This window comes from Citrobacter sp. Cu233 (assembly GCF_030332225.1).
Classification (GTDB): Bacteria; Pseudomonadota; Gammaproteobacteria; order Enterobacterales; family Enterobacteriaceae; genus Citrobacter.
Genome location: NZ_JAOWIF010000034.1, coordinates 15,092 through 38,260, shown reverse-complemented (window position 1 = coordinate 38,260; position 23,169 = coordinate 15,092). Strand labels below are relative to the sequence as shown.

The following is a 23,169-nucleotide window of genomic DNA, read 5'->3' as shown; positions in this document are numbered from 1 at the left end:
ATGGCGCTACGCTTATCCGCCCTACCTACTTTTACGTGGCGGTGCCAATGGACGTTTCTTACCTGCTCGACAGCCTTAATGACAAACAGCGTGAAGCGGTGGCCGCGCCACGCAGCAACATGCTGGTTCTGGCGGGCGCGGGGAGTGGTAAAACGCGTGTGCTGGTGCACCGTATTGCCTGGTTACTGACGGTTGAAAACAACTCGCCGTACTCCATTATGGCGGTGACGTTTACCAACAAAGCGGCGGCAGAAATGCGTCACCGTATTGGTCAGATCATGGGAACCAGCCAGGGCGGTATGTGGGTGGGGACGTTCCATGGCCTGGCACACCGTCTGCTGCGCGCGCACCATATGGATGCGAATCTGCCGCAGGATTTCCAGATCCTCGACAGCGAAGACCAGTTGCGTCTGCTCAAGCGCCTTATCAAAGCCATGAATCTGGATGAGAAGCAGTGGCCACCGCGTCAGGCGATGTGGTTCATCAACAGCCAGAAAGACGAAGGACTGCGTCCGCATCACCTGCAAAGCTACGGCAACCCGGTTGAGCAAACCTGGCAGAAAGTCTATCAGGCCTACCAGGAAGCGTGTGACCGCGCCGGGCTGGTGGATTTCGCCGAGCTGCTGCTGCGCGCCCATGAACTGTGGCTTAACAAGCCGCATATCCTGCAGCACTACCGCGAACGCTTTACCAATATCCTGGTGGACGAATTCCAGGATACCAACAACATTCAGTACGCGTGGATCCGTCTGCTGGCGGGCGACACCGGCAAAGTGATGATCGTGGGTGATGACGATCAGTCGATCTACGGCTGGCGCGGAGCGCAGGTGGAAAACATCCAGCGCTTCCTCACGGATTTCCCCGGCGCAGAAACCATCCGCCTGGAGCAGAACTACCGCTCGACCAATAATATCCTCAGCGCGGCCAACGCCCTGATTGAAAACAACAATGGGCGCCTGGGTAAAAAACTGTGGACCGATGGTATCGACGGTGAACCGATTTCGCTTTATTGCGCGTTCAACGAACTGGATGAAGCGCGCTTTGTGGTTAATCGCATTAAAACCTGGCAGGACAACGGCGGTCAGCTTGCGCAGTGCGCGATTCTCTACCGTAGCAACGCCCAGTCGCGTGTGCTGGAAGAGGCATTGTTACAGGCCAGCATGCCGTACCGTATCTACGGCGGTATGCGCTTCTTTGAACGCCAGGAAATCAAAGATGCGCTCTCTTACCTGCGTTTAATCGCTAACCGCAACGATGATGCCGCGTTTGAACGCGTGGTGAATACCCCGACGCGCGGTATTGGCGATCGTACACTGGATGTGGTGCGCCAGACCTCGCGTGACCGCCAGCTGACGCTGTGGCAGGCATGTCGTGAGTTGCTACAGGAAAAAGCCCTTGCCGGTCGTGCTGCCAGCGCGCTGCAGCGTTTTATGGAGCTTATTGATGCTCTGGCGCAGGAAACGGCCGATATGCCACTGCATGTGCAAACAGACCGGGTGGTGAAAGACTCCGGCCTGCGCATGATGTACGAGCAGGAGAAAGGCGAGAAAGGCCAGACACGCATCGAAAACTTAGACGAACTGGTCACGGCGACACGCCAGTTCAGCTACAACGAAGAAGATGAAGATTTAATGCCGCTGCAGGCGTTCCTCTCTCACGCAGCGCTGGAAGCGGGCGAAGGGCAGGCGGATACCTGGCAGGACGCGGTACAGCTGATGACCCTGCACTCGGCGAAAGGCCTTGAGTTCCCGCAGGTGTTTATCGTGGGGATGGAAGAGGGCATGTTCCCCAGCCAGATGTCGCTGGACGAAGGCGGTCGTCTGGAAGAAGAACGTCGTCTGGCCTATGTCGGCGTCACCCGAGCTATGCAGAAGCTGACGCTAACCTATGCCGAAACGCGCCGTCTGTACGGCAAAGAGGTTTACCATCGCCCATCGCGCTTTATCGGCGAACTGCCGGAAGCGTGCGTGGAAGAGGTTCGCCTGCGCGCCACCGTCAGCCGCCCGGTCAGCCATCAACGGATGGGAACGCCAATGGCGGAGAACGATACCGGTTATAAGCTCGGCCAGCGCGTGCGCCACGCCAAGTTTGGTGAAGGCACTATCGTCAATCTGGAAGGCAGCGGGGAACACAGCCGTTTGCAGGTGGCGTTCCAGGGGCAGGGGATCAAATGGCTGGTTGCCGCTTACGCGCGGCTGGATACGATATAACTTTCAGAAAAATATCATTATTTTGTAACGATCTGCTAGCCTTACTGATGAGAAGGTAATTTATCCAGACTAGCGTTTCGTTGCGTGTTGACGTCAAAATTTTGCTGGCGTAACATGCGCGCACGATTACGCTAAGAGGACATTCGCCTTGGACACACCCAGTAGATACTGGCTCATTATCCTGTCATCCAGGATCAACTCCTAAGGCTATCCCTTTTTGCTGATAGCCTTCGCGGTTGTCAGCGACCTTCAATTTTATCCCGTCGCGCTGAGTCAGGCTGTTTAATGGTCTGAAACCCAATTTGTTTCTGTGTGCCCACCGAACTGTCCGATAATTTTTTGCATTGGGAGTCCCGGTCATGCTGAGCGCATTTCAACTGGAAAACAATCGTTTAACACGTCTTGAGGCGGATGAGATCGAGCACCTGGCCAGTTCGGTCTGGGTTGATTTAGTCGAGCCGGACGACGATGAACGAAACCGTGTGCAAAAGGACTTGGGCCAGAATCTGGCTACGCGCCCTGAACTGGAAGACATCGAAGCATCCGCACGTTTTTTTGAAGACGAAGACGGTTTGCATATCCACTCCTTCTTCTTTTATGAAGACGCCGACGATCACGCGGGTAACTCAACGGTCGCATTTACCATTCGCGAAGGCCGGTTGTTTACCCTGCGCGAACGCGAGCTACCGGCATTTCGCCTGTACCGCATGCGTGCGCGTAATCAGGCGATGGTGGATGGCAACGCCTATGAGTTGCTGCTCGATCTGTTCGAAACCAAAATCGAACAGCTGGCGGATGAAATAGAAAACATCTATAGCGATCTGGAAAAACTCAGTCGCGTGATTATGGAAGGGCGTCAGGGTGATGAGTATGACGAAGCACTTTCCACGCTGGCGGAGCTGGAAGATATCGGCTGGAAAGTTCGCCTGTGTCTGATGGATACCCAGCGCGCACTGAATTTCCTGGTACGTAAAGCGCGCCTGCCGGGTAGCCAACTGGAGCAGGCGCGTGAGATCCTGCGCGATATCGAATCCCTGTTGCCGCATAACGAATCACTGTTCCAGAAAGTTAACTTCCTGATGCAGGCGGCGATGGGCTTTATCAATATCGAGCAGAACCGCATCATCAAGATCTTTTCGGTGGTTTCTGTCGTGTTCCTGCCGCCGACGCTGGTGGCGTCCAGCTATGGGATGAACTTTGAGTTCATGCCGGAGCTGCACTGGAGCTTCGGTTATCCTGGGGCGATTGTCTTTATGATGCTCGCGGGTCTGGCGCCGTATCTGTACTTCAAGCGCAAGAACTGGCTGTAATGGTTGTGCCGGATGGCGGCAGTGTCATCCGGCACCACAACGTTAAAGTCCCCTTTGCGTTCTGCGTAGGGTATAAATCGCATCCATCACGAAAATTGCCAGCGCCACCCAGATAAAGGCGAAGGTGACCATTTTATCCGCTCCCGGCACTTCACCGTAGAAGGTTACCGCCAGCAGGAACATCAGCGTTGGCCCGATATACTGGAAAAAGCCCAGCGTGGACAGACGTAGGCGGGTTGCCGCACCGGTAAAGCACAGCAGTGGGATAGTGGTCACGACACCCGCAGCAATCAGCAGAAGATTGAGTGACATGGGGTTCTGACCCATATGGCTGGTTGGGCTGTCTGCGATACCGAACAGATAAATTGCCGCAATGGGCAAGAGCCACAAGGTTTCGATCAGCATGCCGGTTTGTGCCTCGACGGCGATCTTCTTACGCACCAGGCCATAAAAAGCAAAACTGAATGCCAGTCCCAGGGCGATTATTGGCAGGGAGCCGAAGGTCCACAACTGCACCAGCACGCCACAAGCGGCTAACAAGACCGCAAGCCACTGCATACGGCGGAACCGTTCTCCAAGAAAAATCATCCCCAACACGATATTTACCAGTGGGTTAATAAAGTAACCGAGACTGGCTTCCAGCATATGGTGGTTATTGACCGCCCAGATAAAAAGCAGCCAGTTTCCGCCAATTAGGACCGCTGAGAGCGCCAGCAGAAAAATCTTCTTTGGCGTTTGCAGCAGCGTTTTGATACCTGACCATTGGCGACTAACGCTCATCAGCGCCACCATAAAGAAAAATGACCAGATGACGCGGTGTGTCAGGATCTCATCCGCCGGGACGTAGTAAATCAGTTTGAAGTAGGCGGGAGCGATACCCCAAATAAAATAGGCAGCAAGAGCGAGTAACACGCCCTGCCGCGTTTGTTTAGCATCCATTGGGAGAACTCATTGCAGAAAAGTAACCGTAGTTTACCTTTTTTCAGACGCTTACCCCACCATATAAGTGGCAGTTGCACTGGCGATATAGCGCTGTTCTTCGTTATGCAGCTCCACTCGCGCGACTGCCACTTTATTGCCTGCTCGCAGCAGACTGCTGGTGGCCGTAAAGCGATTCCCTCTGCCTGGTCGCAGGTAATCAACGCGCAGATCGATGGTGCCCATGCGTGACATTCGCTGACGCAGTTCGTCCTCGCTGATGGTTTCGTGGCGGGTTAGCGTACTGCCAACACACACCAGTCCGGCGGCAACGTCCAGCGCTGAGGCGATCACCCCGCCGTGCAGGATGCTTTGCGCCCAGTTACCCACCATCATCGGTTGGTTATTAAACGCTAATTGCGCAAATTCTTTTTCATAACGTTCCAGTTCCAGCCCCAATGCCCGATTAAACGGCATGTGATAGACAAACATTTCACCCACTAATTTAAGGGCTTGCTCAGCAGTAAGAACAGCAGACATACGATCCCGACACCTTATTGGTTAATGAAATGTTGATATTATGCTTATTATTTGTTGTTTTCTACTTTAGGACGGGATAACTAACGATGAATTAGCTAAGTATGTAGAATACTTGGCAGATAATTATACAATTCATCAATATTTTGGTTCAGGAGAACACTACCGATGCGGGCGATTCTGGGTTGGTTACTACCAGCAGTCATGCTGCCGTTGACCGCGTATGCGCAGGAAGCGACAGTGAAAGAGATTCATGATGCACCTGCAGTGAGAGGCAGTATTATCGCCAATATGCTGCAAGAACACGATAATCCTTTCACGCTGTACCCCTATGACACCAACTATCTCATCTACACCAATACCAGCGACATGAACAAAGAGGCGATCAGCAGCTATAACTGGTCGGATAATGCGCGCAAAGATGAGGTTAAGTTTCAGCTAAGCCTGGCATTTCCGCTTTGGCGCGGGATTTTAGGCCCGAATTCAGTGCTCGGTGGTTCATATACTCAGAAATCCTGGTGGCAGCTTTCTAATAGTGAAGAGTCTTCACCGTTTCGTGAAACTAACTACGAGCCGCAGCTATTTCTAGGATTCGCCACCGATTATCGCTTTGCTGGCTGGACGCTACGTGACATCGAAATGGGCTATAACCATGATTCAAATGGTCGATCCGATCCCACCTCGCGCAGCTGGAACCGTCTGTACACTCGTCTGATGGCTGAAAATGGTAACTGGCTGGTGGAGGTTAAACCGTGGTACGTCATCGGTAGCACGGATGATAACCCCGACATCACCAAATACATGGGCTACTACCAGCTTAAAATGGGTTATCACCTCGGTGACGCCGTCATCAGCGTGAAGGGCCAGTACAACTGGAATACCGGTTATGGTGGTGCTGAAATCGGCGCGAGCTACCCGATCACTAAGCATGTCCGCTTCTACACCCAGGTCTATAGCGGCTACGGCGAATCGCTGATCGACTACAATTTCAATCAGACGCGTGTGGGTGTGGGTGTGATGCTCAACGATATCTTCTGATAGGTTTGATAGCATTTTAATCATTGCAGTTTCTCTCTCAGGCGCTGAAAATAGCGCCTGTTTTTCTTTAAGGCTAATGGGGTTAATGTGGCGCAGGCGGAAGTGTTGAATCTGGAAATGGGCGCTAAACAGGTTTTGCAGGAAACCTTTGGCTACCAACAGTTTCGCCCTGGTCAGGAAGAAATCATCGATACTGTGCTTTCTGGTCGCGACTGCCTGGTCGTCATGCCGACCGGTGGTGGTAAATCCCTCTGCTATCAAATTCCCGCATTATTGCTGAACGGACTCACCGTTGTTGTCTCGCCGCTTATTTCCCTGATGAAAGATCAGGTCGACCAATTATTAGCAAACGGCGTGGCGGCGGCGTGTCTGAACTCTACCCAAAGTCGTGAACAGCAGCTTGAGGTCATGGCGGGCTGTCGCAGCGGGCAAATTCGTTTGCTGTACATTGCACCCGAACGTTTGATGCTGGATAACTTCCTCGAACATCTGGCGCACTGGAATCCGGTGTTGCTGGCCGTTGATGAAGCCCACTGCATCTCGCAATGGGGGCACGATTTCCGCCCTGAATACGCCGCGTTGGGTCAATTGCGTCAGCGTTTTCCGACGCTGCCGTTCGTGGCGCTGACCGCGACCGCTGATGACACTACTCGCCTGGATATTGTGCGCTTGCTGGGGTTGAACGATCCGCTCATTCAGATCAGCAGTTTTGACCGGCCGAACATTCGTTACATGCTGATGGAGAAGTTTAAGCCGCTCGATCAGCTGATGCGCTATGTACAAGAACAGCGCGGCAAGTCCGGCATTATTTACTGTAACAGCCGCGCGAAGGTCGAAGACACCGCAGCGCGTCTGCAAAGTCGTGGCATCAGCGCGGGTGCCTATCATGCTGGGCTGGAAAACAGTGTACGTGCCGAGGTGCAGGAAAAATTCCAACGCGATGACCTGCAAATCGTGGTGGCGACCGTAGCGTTTGGGATGGGAATCAACAAACCTAACGTACGCTTTGTGGTGCATTTTGATATCCCGCGTAACATCGAATCCTATTACCAGGAAACCGGCCGTGCCGGGCGCGATGGACTGCCTGCGGAAGCGATGCTGTTTTACGATCCCGCTGATATGGCATGGTTACGCCGTTGCCTGGAAGAGAAACCCGCCGGGCAGCTACTGGATATTGAACGGCATAAACTCAATGCGATGGGAGCGTTTGCCGAGGCGCAAACCTGTCGTCGTCTGGTATTGCTGAATTATTTTGGTGAAGGGCGTCAGGAGCCGTGCGGTAACTGCGATATTTGTCTCGATCCGCCAAAACAGTACGATGGTTTAATGGATGCGCGTAAGGCGCTGTCGACAATCTACCGCGTCAACCAACGCTTTGGTATGGGGTATGTCGTGGAAGTCTTGCGCGGAGCCAATAACCAACGTATTCGCGAACTGGCCCATGACAAGCTGCCGGTCTATGGCATTGGTCGTGAACAGAGCCATGAACATTGGGTGAGTGTGATCCGCCAACTGATCCACCTTGGTCTGGTGACGCAGAATATTGCCCATCACTCCGCGTTACAGTTAACCGAAGCCGCACGACCGGTTCTGCGTGGCGAAATCTCGTTACAGCTTGCCGTGCCGCGTATTGTGGCGCTGAAACCACGTGCGATGCAGAAATCCTTCGGCGGCAACTACGACCGCAAGCTCTTCGCCAAATTGCGTAAGCTGCGTAAAGCTATTGCCGATGAAGAAAATATCCCGCCGTACGTGGTTTTCAACGATGCGACGCTGATAGAAATGGCCGAGCAGATGCCGGTTTCTCCGAGCGAAATGTTAAGTGTCAACGGCGTGGGTATGCGTAAACTTGAGCGTTTCGGCAAAGAGTTTATGGCGCTTATTCGTGCACACGTTGATGGTGACGACGAAGAGTAGTCAGCCGGGCAAAAAAGTGCCAGGATGGTGACTCACTGAACTATTCCCCCACGAGTCATTTTTATGTTAACGCTATTTTTCACCGTTGCGTTGGTGCATATCGTTGCACTGATGAGTCCCGGTCCCGATTTTTTCTTTGTCTCTCAAACGGCGGTGAGCCGTTCGCGTAAAGAAGCGATGATGGGTGTGCTGGGTATTACCTGCGGCGTCATGGTCTGGGCGGGCGTGGCGCTGCTCGGCCTGCATCTGATCATCGAAAAAATGGCCTGGCTGCATACCATTATTATGGTCGGCGGGGGTCTGTATCTGTGTTGGATGGGCTACCAGATGCTGCGCGGTGCGTTTAAAAAGCAGAATGTTGCGACTCCAACACCACAGGTTGAACTGGCACAGAGCGGGCGCAGCTTTTTAAAAGGTCTACTTACTAACCTGGCAAACCCTAAAGCCATTATCTACTTTGGCTCCGTGTTCTCATTGTTCGTTGGCGATAACGTAGGAACGGGCGCGCGCTGGGGGATCTTTGCCCTAATCATCGTGGAAACGCTGGCGTGGTTTACCGTAGTCGCCAGCCTGTTTGCGCTACCGAAAATGCGCCGCGGTTATCAGCGTCTGGCGAAGTGGATCGATGGATTTGCTGGCGCACTGTTTGCAGGTTTCGGCATTCACCTGATTATTTCGCGCTGATTCTGTTATCCGCCTGGGGATGCCCAGGCGGAACGCGGTTTATTGAGCAAGCTTTTGTAATTCGTCTTTCGACAGGCCAGTCATTTCCATAATTGCTTCGGTATCCAGCCCACGCTTGAGCATTGCCTTTGCTATGTCCAGTATGGCAATACGTTTGCCCTCTTCGCGACCTATCTGCTTTAGTTGATCCGCCATTGTCATCAATTTGTCTCCATGCTGCGGCACACGCTGTGCCAGCTTATACAGTAATGTCTGAACATCTTGTGTATTCCCTGCTTGCACCATGTAGTTTACCAGCATGGTTAATTGTTGTCCGCTCATCTTCTCCAGCATAAACAGGTGGGTAAGTTTATCCAGCAACTGCGCCATGTCGCGTTGGCGAATATGCTTTTGTACTAATGTTAGTGCCGCCATGCTGCGATGTTGCATGATCTCATCGTCGGGGATGACCGTCACATCCACCAACGGAAACGGCGTACTGTAAAGCTGAAGGGCGGTCCCCGAATCCTCAAAGTGATCCAGCCAGTTCATTGAACCTTGCCAGGGACTTTGTTTCCCATGGTAAAAGAGAACAGGAATAACCAGTGGTAGAGTGTCGTTTCCCACCTCCAGGTGACGTTGCATGGAGCGCATCAGTCGAAACGACATATGCTTGTCCGGTGAGCTTTGATGCTCAATGAGCACATGTGTACATAACCCTGCCCGCTGGTGGTTTCCAGTGAATAGAGAATATCGCTGAAATAGGGGCGTAGATCGTCCTCGACAAAGCTGCCTGATTCCAGGTGTAGCGTTTCTAGTTTGCAAATTTTGATTAACGAGGGAGGAAGATGGAGTTCAATGAAGTCCCGCGCGGTTTCCATGCGGGACAGGAAAGTCTTAAATACGGCGTCATGAGGTGTGGTTGCTTCCGCCATCGTTCATCATCCGTGAGTGGTGAATGTGGCGGCATTCTGGCACTAGCATTCAACACCTAACAGCACAGAATAAAAGACGTTTCTCCCTTTACGGCGAGTCTCGAAAAGGCATACAGTGATGTTCAGACCGTTCACATTTCATTGCGAGCGCTATTCCAGTTTTCTAGGCATGCCGTGCCGAGGCCAGCAGGGCGCCTATCAGCATAAACAGTGAACCAAACACTTTGTTCAGCGCCTTCATTTGCTTTGGCCCCTTAATCCAGCTCGCAATACGGGTGGCCAGCGTCGCGTAACCGATCATCACAATGATATCGACAACAATGGTGGTGATACCAAGCACCACATACTGCATGACCTGAGGTTCTTGCGGCATGATGAACTGTGGGAACAGCGCAGCAAGAAACACAATACTTTTCGGATTGGTCAGGTTAACGAAAACCGCCCTTTTGAACAGGCGGCTGCGTGTTTGCGTGTTCGCCATGGTGTTCAGATCGATAGCGCCCGCTGCCCGCCATTGCTGAATACCCAACCAAATCAAATAGGCAGCTCCCGCCCACTTCAGCACTTCAAACGCGATGACTGAACGTGAGAACAATGTCCCCAGCCCAACACCAACCAGTACGATATGAATGCCAAGCCCGGTCTGCAAACCGGCAATAGAGGCGCAGGCGCCACGATAGCCGTGACTGATGGCGGTTGTCATGGTGTTGATTGCGCCAGAGCCCGGAGACAGGCTCAAAATAATAGAGGTCAGCAGGTAGGCGAACCACCATTCAAAGGTCATGAGAAACTCCCGGATTGTCTATTTTTATGCCACAATACGCTACTGCCGTTGCGTTGTATCAGGCTCGGCGAAAAAAACGATTTTACTTGGTCAGCGAGGCTGGATACCCGATGTTTCAGCAGCAAAAAGACTGGGAAACAAGAGAAAACGCGTTTGCCGCTTTTTCCATGGGTCCACTGACAGATTTCTGGCACCAGCGGGAGGAAGCGGAGTTTACGGGTGTAGATGATGTTCCCGTACATTTTGTTCGCTTTCGTGCCGAAAAAAACGATCGTGTCATCGTTGTCTGTCCAGGGCGCATTGAAAGCTATGTGAAATACGCTGAGCTGGCGTATGACCTGTTTCATTCAGGTTTTGACGTACTCATTATCGATCACCGTGGTCAGGGGCGTTCCGGGCGGATGTTATCGGACCCACATCGTGGTCATGTCGATAACTTTAATGACTACGTCGATGATTTAGCCGCCTTCTGGCAGCAGGAAGTACAACCTGGCCCGTGGCGAAAACGCTATATACTGGCCCATTCCATGGGCGGCGCGATTGCCACGCTGTTCCTGCAGCGCCATCCAAATCAATGTGATGCCATTGCGCTTTGTGCGCCAATGTTTGGTATCGTGATGCGTTTTCCCGACTGGATGGTGCGCCACATTCTTGACTGGGCCGAAGGGCATCCGCGCATCCGTGAAGGCTATGCGATGGGGACCGGCCGCTGGCGGGCGTTGCCATTCGGTATGAATGCGCTAACCCATAGTCGACAGCGCTATCGGCGTAACCTACGCTTCTACGCCGATGATCCGCGATTACGTGTGGGTGGCCCTACCTATCACTGGGTGCGTGAAGGTATTCAGGCGGGCGAACAGGTTCTGGCTGGAGCGGGTGATGACGCAACGCCAGCGCTGCTTATTCAGGCCGAAGAAGAACGTGTGGTGGATAACCGCATGCACGATCGTTTTTGTGAACTCCGCGCTGCAGCAGGCCATCCGGTAGAAGGAGGTCAGCCGCTTGTCATAAAAGGCGCGTACCATGAGATCCTTTTCGAAAAGGACGCAATGCGCTCAGTCGCGCTTAACGCCATTGTTGATTTTTTCAACAGGCATAACTCATCCAGCGGAACTCGCTTTTCCTAGAGGTTTAATTTTCTTATGTATCAGGTTGTTGCGTCTGATTTAGACGGTACGCTGCTTTCTCCCGACCATACTTTGTCCCCTTATGCCAAAGAGACGCTGAAACTTCTGACGGCTCGCGGTGTTCACTTCGTGTTTGCCACTGGTCGTCATCATGTTGATGTGGGGCAAATTCGCGATAACCTCGGCATTAAAACCTACATGATCACATCCAACGGTGCCCGCGTGCACGATCCTGACGGAAATCTCGTGTTTTCCCACAACCTGGATCGCGACATTGCCAGCGATCTGTTTGGTGTTGTGAACGCCAACCCGGATATCGTGACGAACGTTTACCGCGATGATGAGTGGTTCATGAACCGCCACCGCCCGGAAGAAATGCGTTTCTTTAAAGAGGCGGTATTCAATTATTCACTGTTTGAACCTGCGCTGCTGGAGCCTGAAGGCGTTAGCAAAGTGTTTTTCACTACCGATTCTCACGAAAGGTTGCTACCGCTGGAACAGGCGATTAACGCCCGCTGGGGCGATCGTGTGAACGTCAGTTTCTCCACACTGACGTGCCTGGAAGTCATGGCAGGTGGCGTGTCGAAAGGCCATGCGCTGGAGGCGGTGGCAAAAGCGATGGGCTATAGCCTGAAGGACTGTATCGCCTTCGGTGACGGGATGAACGACGCGGAAATGCTCTCGATGGCAGGCAAAGGCTGTATCATGGGCAACGCGCATCAACGCCTGAAGGACCTGCATCCGGAACTGGACGTGATTGGCCTCAATGCCGACGATGCCGTGCCGCATTATCTGCGCGATCTCTTTTTAACGTAACTGTTCTTTAGTTGACCAGTTGTCAACTAAACTCTTCGCTACAATGGGTGTACCTTTTGTTCAGAGACATCCATTGTGGCGCTACTCATCATTACCACTATTTTGTGGGCCTTTTCTTTTAGCCTGTTTGGCGAGTACCTTGCCGGTCATGTCGATAGCTATTTTGCAGTGCTGGTGCGTGTTGGGCTGGCGGCTCTGGTGTTTTTACCGTTTTTGCGTACCCGTGGGCACAGCGTAAAAACAATCGCGCTGTATATGCTGGTGGGCGCCATGCAGCTTGGCATCATGTATATGCTGAGTTTTCATGCCTATCTGTATCTGACGGTTTCAGAGCTGCTGCTCTTTACCGTTCTGACACCGTTGTACATTACGCTAATTTATGACCTGATGAGCGGGCGCCGTTTACGCTGGAGCTATGCGTTCAGCGCACTACTGGCGGTAATTGGCGCCGGGATTATCCGTTACGATCAGGTGACCAGCCACTTCTGGACCGGCCTGCTGCTGGTACAGCTTTCCAACATTAGTTTTGCCATCGGCATGGTGGGCTATAAGCGCCTGATGGAAACCCGCCCGATGCCACAGCACAACGCCTTTGCCTGGTTTTATATGGGGGCGTTGCTGGTGGCAGTTGTTGCCTGGTCTATATTAGGGAATGCGCAAAAAATGCCTGAAACCACGCTGCAGTGGGGAATTCTGGTGTTCCTTGGCGTGGCGGCTTCTGGCATTGGTTACTTTATGTGGAACTATGGCGCGACGCAGGTGGATGCCGGTACGTTGGGTATTATGAACAATATGCATGTACCGGCGGGGCTGCTGGTCAACCTGGCTATCTGGCACCAACAGCCGCACTGGCCAAGCTTTATCATTGGTGCGGCTGTGATAGTGGCTTCACTGTGGGTACATCGTAAGTGGGTCGTTCCGCACTCCGCACAAACGGCAGGTGATCGCAGGCGTGATTCCGCGCTGAGCGAATAAATGCTTCCGTGACCGGCTGGCGCTGCTCGCCATCGCGCACGGCGGCGTACAGTCGGCTCCACAGCCCATCGCCCAGGGTTTTGGTTACCACCAGACCCTGGCGTTCAAAACTCTCTACTACCCAGTGCGGCAGGGCCGCAATACCCATCCTGGCGGCTACCATCTGGATCAACAGCAGGGTGTTATCCACGCTCTTCAGCGACGGGCTGACGCCCGCGGGCTGCAGGAAATTCCGCCAGATATCCAGGCGGCTGCGTTGTACCGGATATATCAGCAGCGTCTCGCTGGCCAAATCTTCCGGCGTGACCTGTGTTTTGCTGGCCAGTGGGTGATCGGGTGCCAGTACCAGACGAACTTCAAAATCGAACATCGGTGAATAGTGCAGGCCGCTGCGCGGCAGAATGTCGGATGTCATCACCAGATCCAGCTCATCCTGCTGTAGCGCCGGTTGCGGATCGAAGGTCACACCGGATTTAAAATCCATCTCCACCTGTGGCCAGTTAGCACGGAAATTTTCCAGCGCGGGCGTCAGCCACTGAATACAGCTGTGGCATTCAATCGCGATACGCAGTCGGGTTTGCTGCGGTTCATTGCATGCCTGCAGCGCGCGACCGATTTGCGGCAAGACCTGGTTTGCCAGCTGGAGCAGAATTTCACCCTGTGGCGTAAAGCGCAGCGGTTGGCTTTTACGTACAAATAGACGAAAGCCGAGGCGTTGTTCCAGATCGCTGAACTGGTGAGACAGGGCGGATTGGGTCTGATGCAACGTCGCTGCTGCGCCTGCCAGCGAACCACTGTTCCGCAACGCCTGTAGCGTTTTCAGATGCTTAATCTCGATCATGAAAGTCCTTCACTTCGGCATGAATAAATTGCGCTTGAGGATTATACAGTACCTGTCAATTATGGATGTGTAAACATCTGGACGGCTAAAATCCTTCGTCTTTTAAATTTATGGTGCGTTGGCTGCGTTTCTCCACCCCGGTCACTTACTTCAGTAAGCTCCCAGGGATGAATAAATTTGCCGCCTTCCCTAAATTCAAAATCCACAGGATTTACATATAATTAGAGGAAGAAAAATGACAATACTGAATCACACCCTCGGTTTCCCTCGCGTTGGCCTGCGTCGCGAGCTGAAGAAAGCGCAAGAAAACTACTGGGCAGGTAACGCCTCTCGTGAAGAATTGCTGGCAACGGGTCGCGAACTGCGCGCCCGTCACTGGGATCAGCAAAAACAGGCTGGCGTTGACCTGCTGCCGGTGGGCGATTTCGCCTGGTACGATCACGTGCTGACGACCAGCCTGCTGCTGGGTAACGTCCCGGCCCGTCATCAGAACAAAGATGGCTCCGTCGATATCGACACCTTATTCCGCATTGGTCGTGGGCGTGCACCGACCGGTGAACCTGCTGCTGCGGCAGAAATGACCAAATGGTTTAACACTAACTATCACTATATGGTGCCTGAATTCACCAAAGGCCAGCAGTTCAAGCTGACCTGGACTCAGTTGCTGGATGAAGTTGACGAAGCGCTGGCACTCGGCCACAACGTAAAACCCGTCCTGCTGGGCCCGGTAACTTACCTGTGGCTGGGCAAAGTGAAGGGCGAACAATTTGACCGCCTGAGCCTGCTGAACGACATTCTGCCGGTTTACCAGCAGGTGCTGGCAGAGTTGGCTAAGCGTGGCATTGAGTGGGTTCAGATTGATGAACCTTCGCTGGTGCTGGAGCTACCCCAGGAATGGCTGAACGCCTTTAAACCGGCGTATGACGCTCTAACCGGTCAGGTGAAGCTGCTGCTGACCACCTATTTCGAAGGCGTCACGCCAAACCTGGATACCATCACCACGCTGCCGGTGCAGGGTCTGCACGTTGACTTCGTGCACGGTAAAGATAACGTCGCCGAGTTACACAAGCGCCTGCCTGCCAACTGGCTGCTGTCAGCCGGTCTGGTGAACGGTCGTAACGTCTGGCGTGCTGATTTGACAGAAAAACATGCACAAATTAAGGACATTGTCGGCAAACGTGCGCTATGGGTGGCCTCTTCCTGCTCTCTGCTGCATAGCCCGATTGACCTGAGCGTTGAAACCCGCCTGGATGCCGAAGTGAAGAGTTGGTTTGCCTTCGCCCTGCAAAAATGCGGCGAGCTGGCGCTACTGCGTGATGCGCTGAACAGCGGCGATACCGCGGCGCTGGTTGAATGGAGCGCACCGATTCAGGCGCGTCGCCACTCCACTCGTGTACATAATGCCGCGGTGGAAAAACGTCTGGCTGCGATCACCGCCAGGGACAGCCAGCGCGCCAACCCTTACCCGGTTCGCGCCGAGGCGCAACGTGCCCGCTTTAATCTGCCGGCATGGCCGACCACCACTATCGGCTCATTCCCGCAAACCACGGAGATTCGCGGCCTGCGTCTGGACTTTAAAAAGGGCAATCTGGATGCGAATAACTATCGCACTGGCATTGCAGAGCACATTAAACAGGCGATTGCCGAGCAGGAACGTCTGGGCCTCGACGTACTGGTACACGGTGAAGCTGAACGTAACGACATGGTGGAATACTTTGGCGAACATCTGGATGGCTTCGTCTTTACCCAGAATGGCTGGGTGCAGAGCTACGGTTCACGCTGTGTGAAACCACCGGTTGTTATTGGCGACGTCAGCCGCCCGGAAGCGATTACCGTTGAGTGGGCTAAATACGCGCAGTCGCTGACTGACAAACCCGTTAAAGGCATGCTGACTGGTCCGGTGACCATTCTTTGCTGGTCGTTCCCGCGTGAAGATGTGACCCGTGAAACGATCGCCAAACAGATTGCGCTGGCGTTGCGTGACGAAGTAGCGGATCTGGAAGCGGCGGGTATCGGTATTATTCAGATTGATGAACCGGCACTGCGTGAAGGCCTGCCGCTGCGTCGCAGTGACTGGGCGGCGTATCTGGAGTGGGGCGTGGAAGCCTTCCGTATCAATGCCGCGGTGGCGAAGGATGAAACCCAGATCCACACTCACATGTGTTACTGCGAGTTCAACGACATCATGGACTCTATTGCCGCGCTGGACGCGGATGTGATCACCATTGAAACCTCGCGTTCCGACATGGAGTTACTGGAATCGTTTGAAGAGTTCGACTACCCGAACGAAATCGGGCCGGGCGTCTATGACATTCACTCGCCTAACGTCCCGAGCGTGGAGTGGATTGAAGCCCTGCTGAAGAAAGCCGAACAGCGTATCCCGGCTGAGCGTCTGTGGGTGAACCCGGACTGCGGCCTGAAAACCCGCGGCTGGCCGGAAACTCGGGCAGCCCTGGCTAACATGGTCAAAGCTGCGCAGAATCTGCGTCAGGCGTAACGAAACGTAGGCCCGGTAAGCGAAGTGACTCCGGGCAATAGGTCGGGTGGCGGCTTTGCCTTACCCGACCTACTCGATTATCTATTCTCACCGTATTGCGCGAACCACTCCAGCATTCTCTGCCAGGCGTCTTTGGCCGACTCCTCGTGGTAGCTTGGACGATAATCGGCGTTAAAGGCATGGCCCGCGTCGGGATACACCACAATTTCCGCTTTGGCATTTGCGGCGCGTAATGCCTGACGCATGGTTTCCACGCTGTCCTGCGAAATACTGGTGTCCTGAGCGCCATAGAGCCCCAAAACGGGGGCGTTCAGATCGGTGGCGATATCGACGGGATGTTTGGGGGAGTTTAACGTTTTGTCGCCGACCAGTTTGCCATACCACGCCACCGCCGCTTTTAGCTGTGGATTGTGTGCGGCATACAGCCAGGTAATACGTCCACCCCAGCAAAAACCCGTCATCATTAATTTATGCACATCGCCGCCGTTGCGGGAGGCCCAACTGGCAACATGATCCAGATCGGCAAGAACCTGTGAGTCCGGGACTTTCGCCACCAGGCCGCTTAGAAGCGTCGGGATATCGGCAAAATCACTGGGATCGCCCTCGCGAAAATAGAGTTCGGGTGCGATAGCCAGATAACCTTCCAGCGCCAGTCGACGGCAAACATCACGAATGTGCTCATGAATACCAAAAATTTCCTGCACGACAATGACGACGGGCAGCGGGCCATCGGTCTGTTGTGGTCGTGCGTAATACGCAGGCATATCATCGCCTTGTGAGGGTATTGATGTCACTCCAGCGATAATCGCGTTATCCGGAGTGTGAACCGTCGTGGACGCCGGTGGGGATACAGCAGGTGCAAAACCAGATTGTCGTGTTGTCATGGTATTCTCCGTACCCTTAAATATTGTGCAAAATAGCGCATTGTTAACTATAGACACATGCAACGAACCACATTGCCTCAAACGGTCTATCTTTTGTGCAAGGCTTCCTTACATTGCGCCATCAATGTGACGCAAGTCACTATTTTACGGTAATTCGATGCAATTGATTTCCGTCATGGTGATGGCTGTCACGAAAAGATGTTTGTGCCTTCGGTAAAGTGTGTTTTTGCTTCTTCTGACAAAACCGATTCACAGAGGAGTTTTTATGTCTAAGTCTGATGTTTTTCATCTCGGCCTCACTAAGAACGATTTACAAGGGGCCCAGCTCGCTATCGTCCCTGGCGACCCGGAGCGTGTGGAAAAGATCGCCGCGCTGATGGACAAGCCGGTTAAGCTGGCATCTCATCGCGAGTTCACTACCTGGCGTGCTGAGCTGGATGGTAAAGCAGTGATCGTCTGCTCTACCGGTATCGGCGGCCCGTCGACGTCTATTGCCGTAGAAGAACTGGCGCAACTGGGCATTCGTACCTTCCTGCGTATCGGTACGACCGGCGCTATTCAGCCGCATATCAACGTTGGCGACGTGCTGGTTACCACCGCGTCTGTCCGTCTGGACGGGGCGAGTCTGCATTTTGCACCAATGGAGTTCCCGGCAGTTGCCGATTTCGAATGCACCACCGCGTTGGTGGAAGCGGCGAAATCTATCGGTGCGACCACCCACGTAGGCGTTACCGCGTCTTCAGACACCTTCTACCCGGGCCAGGAGCGTTATGACACTTTCTCTGGTCGCGTAGTGAGCCGTTTCAAAGGCTCGATGGAAGAGTGGCAGTCGATGGGCGTCATGAACTATGAAATGGAATCTGCGACGCTGCTGACCATGTGCGCAAGCCAGGGTCTGCGTGCCGGTATGGTTGCAGGTGTTATCGTCAACCGTACTCAGCAAGAGATCCCGAATGCAGAAACGATGAAGCAAACGGAAAGCCACGCGGTGAAAATCGTGGTAGAAGCCGCACGTCGTTTACTGTAATTCTCCCTTCTTTGTTAAAAGGCCGACCTGTTCGGCCTTTTTATTTTGCGTAGTACCTCGCAGGAAATTCCTTTTAAACTGGACGTTTATACAGCACAATTCTATTTTGTGCGGGTAAGTCGTTGCTGTAAGGGGGCGTTGTGGATATTTCAATTTTGATGAGTGCCGTGCTGGCATTAGCTGCAGGGCTGCTGGTGGGCTGGCTGGCGACAAAAGCGCGCGCCGATCAGATCCGCGCAGACCTCATCGAAGAACGACGAGAACTGGATATTGCTCTCAGTGCAGCCCGGCAACAGCTCTCGCAGGAAGCCCACTGGCGCGACGAATGCGAGTTGCTGAATAACGAACTCCGCAGCCTGCAGAGTATCAATACCTCACTAGAAGCCGATCTCCGGGAAGTCACCACCCGTCTGGAAGCAACGCAACAGCATGCAGAAGATAAAATTCGCCAGATGATCAACAGTGAACAGCGCCTGAGCGAACAGTTTGAGAATCTGGCGAACCGCATTTTCGAGCACAGTAACCGTCGGGTAGATGAGCAAAATCGCCAAAGCCTTAACAGCCTGCTTACACCATTACGCGAACAGCTGGACGGTTTTCGCCGTCAGGTGCAGGATAGCTTTGGTAAAGAGGCTCAGGAGCGCCATACCCTGGCACACGAAATTCGTAACCTCCAGCAGTTGAATGCGCAGATGGCACAGGAAGCGGTTAACCTGACGCGGGCATTGAAAGGTGATAACAAAACACAGGGAAACTGGGGAGAGGTGGTACTTACGCGGGTACTGGAGGCTTCCGGCCTGCGGGAAGGCTATGAATACGAAACCCAGGTTAGCATCGAGAATGATGCGCGCTCACGGATGCAACCGGACGTTATTGTCCGGCTACCGCAGGGTAAAGATGTGGTGATCGACGCTAAAATGACGCTGGTTGCCTATGAGCGCTATTTTAATGCAGAAGATGAATACACCCGGGAGGGGGCGCTGCAGGAGCATATCGCCTCCGTGCGGAATCATATTCGTCTGCTGGGTCGTAAAGACTACCAACAGCTTCCAGGGCTGCGTACACTGGACTATGTGCTGATGTTTATCCCCGTTGAACCTGCTTTCCTGCTGGCGCTGGACAGACAGCCCGAACTGATTACCGAAGCGCTCAGAAATAACATTATGCTGGTGAGTCCTACCACGCTGTTGGTGGCATTACGTACTATCGCTAACCTGTGGCGCTATGAGCATCAAAGCCGCAACGCGCAACAAATTGCGGATCGGGCCAGTAAACTTTATGACAAGATGCGCCTGTTTGTGGATGATATGTCGGCAATCGGCCAAAGCCTGGATAAAGCCCAGGATAACTACCGACAGGCAATGAAGAAGCTCTCTTCGGGGCGTGGAAATGTCTTATCACAGGCGGAAGCCTTCCGCGGCTTAGGCGTGGAAATTAAGCGTGAGATTAATCCTGAGTTGGCTGAACATGCCATGAGCCAGGATGAAGAGTACCGTTTGCGCTCGGTTTCCGAGGCGCAACAAGAAGAGACATACGCCGATAATGCGGCGGTAAATCAGCAATCGAGCTAGCCCATTTGGGGTAGTTGAACCCGGCAGAAGGGTAGGGCAAATGGGCCCAATCTGTTACACTTCTCGAACATTTTTTGGATGAGCAGGCACTGAGATGGTGGATAATTCACAAGAAACGACGCACTTTGGCTTTCAGACCGTCGCTAAAGAGCAGAAAGCTGACATGGTGGCCCACGTTTTTCATTCTGTGGCGTCTAAATATGACGTTATGAATGACTTAATGTCATTTGGCATTCATCGTTTGTGGAAGCGCTTCACCATTGACTGTAGTGGCGTGCGTCGTGGACAAACCGTTCTGGATTTAGCGGGCGGCACGGGCGATCTGACCGCAAAATTTTCTCGCATGGTTGGTGAAACCGGTAAGGTTATTCTTGCAGATATCAATGACTCAATGCTCAAAATGGGTCGCGAAAAACTGCGCAATATTGGCGTGATTGGTAACGTTGAATATGTCCAGGCAAATGCTGAGGCACTGCCGTTCCCTGACAATACCTTTGATTGCATCACCATTTCTTTCGGCCTGCGTAACGTTACGGATAAAGAGAAAGCGCTACGCTCGATGTATCGTGTGTTGAAACCTGGTGGACGCTTACTGGTGCTGGAATTCTCTAAACCGATCATCGAACCGCTGAGCAAAGCGTATGATGCGTACTCTTTCCATATCTTGCCACGTATTGGTTCGATGGTTGCGAGCGACGCAGATAGCTACCGCTATTTGGCTGAGTCTATCCGTATGCATCCCGATCAGGACACGTTAAAAGCAATGATGCAAGATGCCGGGTTTGAAAGTGTTGATTACTACAACCTGACGGCAGGTGTTGTTGCGCTGCATCGTGGTTACAAGTTCTGACAGGAGACCGGGGATGCCTTTAAAACCCTTAGTTACCGCTGGCGTTGAAAATCTGCTCAACACCTTTCTGTATCGTTCTCCTGCGCTAAAATCAGCCCGAACGCGTTTGCAGAGCAAGGTACTGCGTGTTGATCTTAAAGGATTTTCTACGCCGTTAGTCCTGGTGTTCAGTGAGCGCCAGGTCGATGTGCTGGGGGCATGGGAAGGCGAAGCCGATTGCACCGTGATCACACATGCCAGCGTGTTACCTAAATTACGTGACCGGCAGCAGCTCACAACGCTTATTCGTAGCGGCGAACTGGAAGTGCAGGGCGATATTCAGGTGGTGCAGAACTTTGTGGCTCTGGCTGACCTGGCGGAATTTGACCCTGCAGAGCTATTAGCACCTTATACCGGTGATATCGTCGCGGAAGGTGTTAGCAAAGTCCTGCGCGGCGGCGTGAAGTTCCTGCGTCATGGCATTCAACGTCAGCAACGTTATGTTGCCGAAGCGATCACTGAAGAGTGGCGTATGGCCCCTGGCCCGCTTGAAGTTGCATGGTTTGCGGAAGAAACGGCAGCGGTTGAGCGCACGGTCGAATCTCTGGCCAGACGGCTGGAAAAACTGGAGGCCAAATGACGCCAGGAGAAGTACGGCGCCTTTATTTCATCATTCGCACTTTTTTAAGCTACGGTCTTGATGAACTCATCCCCAAAATGCGTATTACGCTGCCGCTCCGTTTGTGGCGTTACACATTGTTTTGGATGCCAAACCGACATAAAGATAAGCCGCTGGGTGAAAGGCTGAGACTGGCTTTGCAGGAATTGGGGCCGGTGTGGATCAAATTTGGTCAAATGCTGTCCACCCGTCGAGATCTGTTTCCGCCGCATATCGCTGATCAGCTGGCCCTGTTGCAGGATCGGGTTGCTCCATTCGATGGACAACGAGCAAAAGAACAAATTGAAGAAGCAATGGGTGGGCTACCTGTTGAAGCGTGGTTTGATGATTTTGAGATCACACCATTGGCATCTGCGTCTATTGCTCAGGTGCATACCGCGCGACTGAAGTCGAATGGCAAAGAGGTGGTGATCAAGGTTATTCGTCCGGATATCCTGCCGGTAATCAAAGCCGATTTAAAACTGATCTATCGTCTTGCTCGCTGGGTCCCTCGCCTGTTGCCGGACGGCCGTCGTCTGCGGCCAACAGAAGTGGTCCGTGAATATGAAAAAACATTGATCGACGAGCTGAACCTGCTGCGTGAGTCGGCAAACGCCATTCAACTGCGACGCAATTTTGAAGACAGCCCGATGCTGTACATCCCGGAAGTGTATTCCGACTATTGTAGTCAGAACATGATGGTGATGGAGCGTATTTACGGTATCCCTGTTTCGGATGTTGCAACGCTTGAGAAGAACGGTACCAACATGAAACTGTTGGCTGAGCGTGGTGTTCAGGTCTTCTTTACCCAGGTATTCCGCGACAGTTTTTTCCATGCCGATATGCACCCTGGTAACATTTTCGTCAGCTATGAGCACCCTGAAAACCCGAAATACATCGGTATTGATTGCGGGATCGTGGGCTCATTAAATAAAGAAGATAAGCGTTATCTGGCTGAAAACTTTATTGCGTTTTTTAATCGCGATTACCGTAAGGTTGCCGAGCTACATGTTGATTCTGGTTGGGTTCCTCCCGATACCAATGTTGAAGAATTTGAATTTGCAATTCGTACCGTGTGTGAGCCGATCTTCGAAAAGCCGCTGGCAGAGATCTCCTTTGGTCACGTGTTGTTGAATTTGTTCAATACGGCACGTCGATTTAATATGGAAGTCCAGCCTCAACTGGTGTTGTTACAGAAGACGCTGCTGTACGTTGAGGGTGTTGGCCGACAGCTCTATCCTCAGTTGGATTTGTGGAAAACGGCCAAGCCTTTCCTTGAATCCTGGATTAAAGATCAGGTAGGTATTCCGGCGCTTGTCAGGGCATTTAAAGAAAAAGCACCGTTCTGGGTCGAAAAAATGCCAGAAATACCTGAACTTGTGTATGACAGTTTGCGCCAGGGCAAATATTTACAGCACAGTGTTGATAAGATTGCGCGCGAGCTTCATGCGAATCACGTACGTCAGGGACAATCCCGTTATTTATTGGGTATTGGCGCAACGTTGCTGTTAAGTGGGACATTCCTGCTGGTAAGCCGTCCTGAGTGGGGGCTTATGCCTGGCTGGTTAATCGCGGGTGGTGTTATCGCCTGGCTGATCGGCTGGCGCAAAATGCGCTGATTTTTTCATCGCC

20 protein-coding genes and 1 pseudogene are annotated in these 23,169 nt (G+C 52.9%); 15 read left to right on the top strand and 6 right to left on the bottom strand.

Going from position 1 to position 23,169, the window contains the following annotated elements; translation table 11 throughout:
* Window positions 1-47 precede the first annotated feature (47 nt).
* The 3 genes from uvrD to corA all read left to right on the top strand — a co-directional run bounded on the left by uvrD (window position 48) and on the right by corA (window position 3,520).
* Window positions 48-2,210 (top strand): DNA helicase II, encoded by a 2,163-nt coding sequence (uvrD, locus tag OGX95_RS13325; RefSeq protein WP_286629764.1) that lies wholly within the window; start codon window positions 48-50, stop codon window positions 2,208-2,210.
* A 148-nt stretch (window positions 2,211-2,358) separates the two neighbouring features.
* Complete coding sequence (gene ysgD, locus OGX95_RS13320; RefSeq protein ID WP_212723238.1) at window positions 2,359-2,415, top strand: YsgD/CorL family protein; 57 nt, start codon at window positions 2,359-2,361, stop codon at window positions 2,413-2,415.
* 154 nt (window positions 2,416-2,569) lie between these two features.
* The gene (corA, locus tag OGX95_RS13315; protein WP_271449823.1) at window positions 2,570-3,520 is read left to right on the top strand and encodes a magnesium/cobalt transporter CorA; all 951 of its coding nucleotides are present in this window, start codon (window positions 2,570-2,572) and stop codon (window positions 3,518-3,520) included.
* Window positions 3,521-3,562: 42 nt separating this feature from the next.
* Here corA and rarD read toward each other — a convergent pair whose 3' ends face one another.
* Both rarD and yigI read right to left on the bottom strand, forming a co-directional pair.
* Entirely contained in the window at window positions 3,563-4,459 is an 897-nt protein-coding gene (gene rarD, locus OGX95_RS13310; protein ID WP_286629763.1) for an EamA family transporter RarD, read from the bottom strand.
* A 51-nt stretch (window positions 4,460-4,510) separates the two neighbouring features.
* Window positions 4,511-4,978 carry an acyl-CoA thioesterase YigI gene (gene yigI / locus OGX95_RS13305; RefSeq protein ID WP_286629762.1) on the bottom strand — a complete coding sequence of 156 codons (468 nt, stop codon included), beginning with the start codon at window positions 4,976-4,978 and terminating at the stop codon, window positions 4,511-4,513.
* A gap of 165 nt (window positions 4,979-5,143) precedes the next feature.
* Here yigI and pldA point away from each other — a divergent pair, with 165 nt between their 5' ends.
* From pldA to rhtC, 3 genes are all read left to right on the top strand, one after another.
* Window positions 5,144-6,013 carry a phospholipase A gene (pldA, locus tag OGX95_RS13300; protein ID WP_286629761.1) on the top strand — a complete coding sequence of 290 codons (870 nt, stop codon included), beginning with the start codon at window positions 5,144-5,146 and terminating at the stop codon, window positions 6,011-6,013.
* A gap of 87 nt (window positions 6,014-6,100) precedes the next feature.
* The gene (recQ, locus tag OGX95_RS13295; RefSeq protein WP_271441016.1) at window positions 6,101-7,930 is read left to right on the top strand and encodes an ATP-dependent DNA helicase RecQ; all 1,830 of its coding nucleotides are present in this window, start codon (window positions 6,101-6,103) and stop codon (window positions 7,928-7,930) included.
* Between the two features lie 63 nt (window positions 7,931-7,993).
* A complete protein-coding gene (gene rhtC, locus OGX95_RS13290; protein WP_271441017.1) occupies window positions 7,994-8,614 on the top strand; it encodes a threonine export protein RhtC in 621 nt (206 codons plus the stop codon).
* Between the two features lie 39 nt (window positions 8,615-8,653).
* Here rhtC and OGX95_RS13285 read toward each other — a convergent pair.
* Window positions 8,654-9,528 (bottom strand): annotated as a pseudogene (locus tag OGX95_RS13285) (Rpn family recombination-promoting nuclease/putative transposase).
* A gap of 163 nt (window positions 9,529-9,691) precedes the next feature.
* Window positions 9,692-10,312, bottom strand: coding sequence for a homoserine/homoserine lactone efflux protein (gene rhtB, locus OGX95_RS13280; protein WP_286629760.1), 621 nt, complete (start codon window positions 10,310-10,312; stop codon window positions 9,692-9,694).
* Window positions 10,313-10,422: 110 nt separating this feature from the next.
* Here rhtB and pldB point away from each other — a divergent pair, with 110 nt between their 5' ends.
* The 3 genes from pldB (at window position 10,423) to OGX95_RS13265 (ending at window position 13,230) form a co-directional block, all read left to right on the top strand.
* Window positions 10,423-11,439 carry a lysophospholipase L2 gene (gene pldB, locus OGX95_RS13275; RefSeq protein ID WP_137383159.1) on the top strand — a complete coding sequence of 339 codons (1,017 nt, stop codon included), beginning with the start codon at window positions 10,423-10,425 and terminating at the stop codon, window positions 11,437-11,439.
* Between the two features lie 15 nt (window positions 11,440-11,454).
* Window positions 11,455-12,255, top strand: a complete 801-nt coding sequence (yigL, locus tag OGX95_RS13270; protein ID WP_286629759.1) for a sugar/pyridoxal phosphate phosphatase YigL — start codon at window positions 11,455-11,457, stop codon at window positions 12,253-12,255.
* Between the two features lie 75 nt (window positions 12,256-12,330).
* A complete protein-coding gene (locus OGX95_RS13265) occupies window positions 12,331-13,230 on the top strand; it encodes a carboxylate/amino acid/amine transporter (protein WP_286629758.1) in 900 nt (299 codons plus the stop codon).
* On the opposite strand, the gene metR is transcribed toward OGX95_RS13265, so the two are convergent.
* Window positions 13,118-14,071 (bottom strand): HTH-type transcriptional regulator MetR, encoded by a 954-nt coding sequence (gene metR / locus OGX95_RS13260; RefSeq protein WP_286629757.1) that lies wholly within the window; start codon window positions 14,069-14,071, stop codon window positions 13,118-13,120. The two genes, OGX95_RS13265 and metR, sit on opposite strands and share 113 nt — an antisense overlap.
* A gap of 235 nt (window positions 14,072-14,306) precedes the next feature.
* Here metR and metE point away from each other — a divergent pair, with 235 nt between their 5' ends.
* Entirely contained in the window at window positions 14,307-16,568 is a 2,262-nt protein-coding gene (gene metE, locus OGX95_RS13255; protein WP_286629756.1) for a 5-methyltetrahydropteroyltriglutamate--homocysteine S-methyltransferase, read from the top strand.
* Between the two features lie 77 nt (window positions 16,569-16,645).
* Here metE and OGX95_RS13250 read toward each other — a convergent pair whose 3' ends face one another.
* Window positions 16,646-17,452 (bottom strand): dienelactone hydrolase family protein, encoded by an 807-nt coding sequence (locus OGX95_RS13250; RefSeq protein WP_286629755.1) that lies wholly within the window; start codon window positions 17,450-17,452, stop codon window positions 16,646-16,648.
* 265 nt (window positions 17,453-17,717) lie between these two features.
* Between OGX95_RS13250 and udp the strand changes: the two genes are divergently transcribed.
* The 5 genes from udp (at window position 17,718) to ubiB (ending at window position 23,156) form a co-directional block, all read left to right on the top strand.
* Window positions 17,718-18,479 carry a uridine phosphorylase gene (gene udp, locus OGX95_RS13245; protein WP_006686084.1) on the top strand — a complete coding sequence of 254 codons (762 nt, stop codon included), beginning with the start codon at window positions 17,718-17,720 and terminating at the stop codon, window positions 18,477-18,479.
* 158 nt (window positions 18,480-18,637) lie between these two features.
* The gene (rmuC, locus tag OGX95_RS13240; RefSeq protein ID WP_410752040.1) at window positions 18,638-20,050 is read left to right on the top strand and encodes a DNA recombination protein RmuC; all 1,413 of its coding nucleotides are present in this window, start codon (window positions 18,638-18,640) and stop codon (window positions 20,048-20,050) included.
* A gap of 94 nt (window positions 20,051-20,144) precedes the next feature.
* Window positions 20,145-20,900: a bifunctional demethylmenaquinone methyltransferase/2-methoxy-6-polyprenyl-1,4-benzoquinol methylase UbiE gene (gene ubiE, locus OGX95_RS13235; protein WP_202037298.1), complete on the top strand. Its 756-nt coding sequence runs from the start codon at window positions 20,145-20,147 to the stop codon at window positions 20,898-20,900.
* Window positions 20,901-20,913: 13 nt separating this feature from the next.
* Entirely contained in the window at window positions 20,914-21,519 is a 606-nt protein-coding gene (ubiJ, locus tag OGX95_RS13230) for a ubiquinone biosynthesis protein UbiJ (RefSeq protein WP_286629753.1), read from the top strand.
* The gene (gene ubiB, locus OGX95_RS13225; protein ID WP_199970849.1) at window positions 21,516-23,156 is read left to right on the top strand and encodes a ubiquinone biosynthesis regulatory protein kinase UbiB; all 1,641 of its coding nucleotides are present in this window, start codon (window positions 21,516-21,518) and stop codon (window positions 23,154-23,156) included. Before ubiJ ends, ubiB begins: the two co-directional genes overlap by 4 nt.
* Window positions 23,157-23,169 lie beyond the last annotated feature (13 nt).

Coding starts and splice junctions, on each gene's coding strand:
- uvrD (WP_286629764.1), top strand. CDS start 48: ATGGACGTTTCTTACCTGCTCGACAGCCTTAATGACAAACAGCGTGAA.
- corA (WP_271449823.1), top strand. CDS start 2,570: ATGCTGAGCGCATTTCAACTGGAAAACAATCGTTTAACACGTCTTGAG.
- rarD (WP_286629763.1), bottom strand. CDS start 4,459: ATGGATGCTAAACAAACGCGGCAGGGCGTGTTACTCGCTCTTGCTGCC.
- yigI (WP_286629762.1), bottom strand. CDS start 4,978: ATGTCTGCTGTTCTTACTGCTGAGCAAGCCCTTAAATTAGTGGGTGAA.
- pldA (WP_286629761.1), top strand. CDS start 5,144: ATGCGGGCGATTCTGGGTTGGTTACTACCAGCAGTCATGCTGCCGTTG.
- rhtC (WP_271441017.1), top strand. CDS start 7,994: ATGTTAACGCTATTTTTCACCGTTGCGTTGGTGCATATCGTTGCACTG.
- rhtB (WP_286629760.1), bottom strand. CDS start 10,312: ATGACCTTTGAATGGTGGTTCGCCTACCTGCTGACCTCTATTATTTTG.
- pldB (WP_137383159.1), top strand. CDS start 10,423: ATGTTTCAGCAGCAAAAAGACTGGGAAACAAGAGAAAACGCGTTTGCC.
- yigL (WP_286629759.1), top strand. CDS start 11,455: ATGTATCAGGTTGTTGCGTCTGATTTAGACGGTACGCTGCTTTCTCCC.
- metR (WP_286629757.1), bottom strand. CDS start 14,071: ATGATCGAGATTAAGCATCTGAAAACGCTACAGGCGTTGCGGAACAGT.
- metE (WP_286629756.1), top strand. CDS start 14,307: ATGACAATACTGAATCACACCCTCGGTTTCCCTCGCGTTGGCCTGCGT.
- OGX95_RS13250 (WP_286629755.1), bottom strand. CDS start 17,452: ATGACAACACGACAATCTGGTTTTGCACCTGCTGTATCCCCACCGGCG.
- udp (WP_006686084.1), top strand. CDS start 17,718: ATGTCTAAGTCTGATGTTTTTCATCTCGGCCTCACTAAGAACGATTTA.
- rmuC (WP_410752040.1), top strand. CDS start 18,638: ATGAGTGCCGTGCTGGCATTAGCTGCAGGGCTGCTGGTGGGCTGGCTG.
- ubiE (WP_202037298.1), top strand. CDS start 20,145: ATGGTGGATAATTCACAAGAAACGACGCACTTTGGCTTTCAGACCGTC.
- ubiJ (WP_286629753.1), top strand. CDS start 20,914: ATGCCTTTAAAACCCTTAGTTACCGCTGGCGTTGAAAATCTGCTCAAC.
- ubiB (WP_199970849.1), top strand. CDS start 21,516: ATGACGCCAGGAGAAGTACGGCGCCTTTATTTCATCATTCGCACTTTT.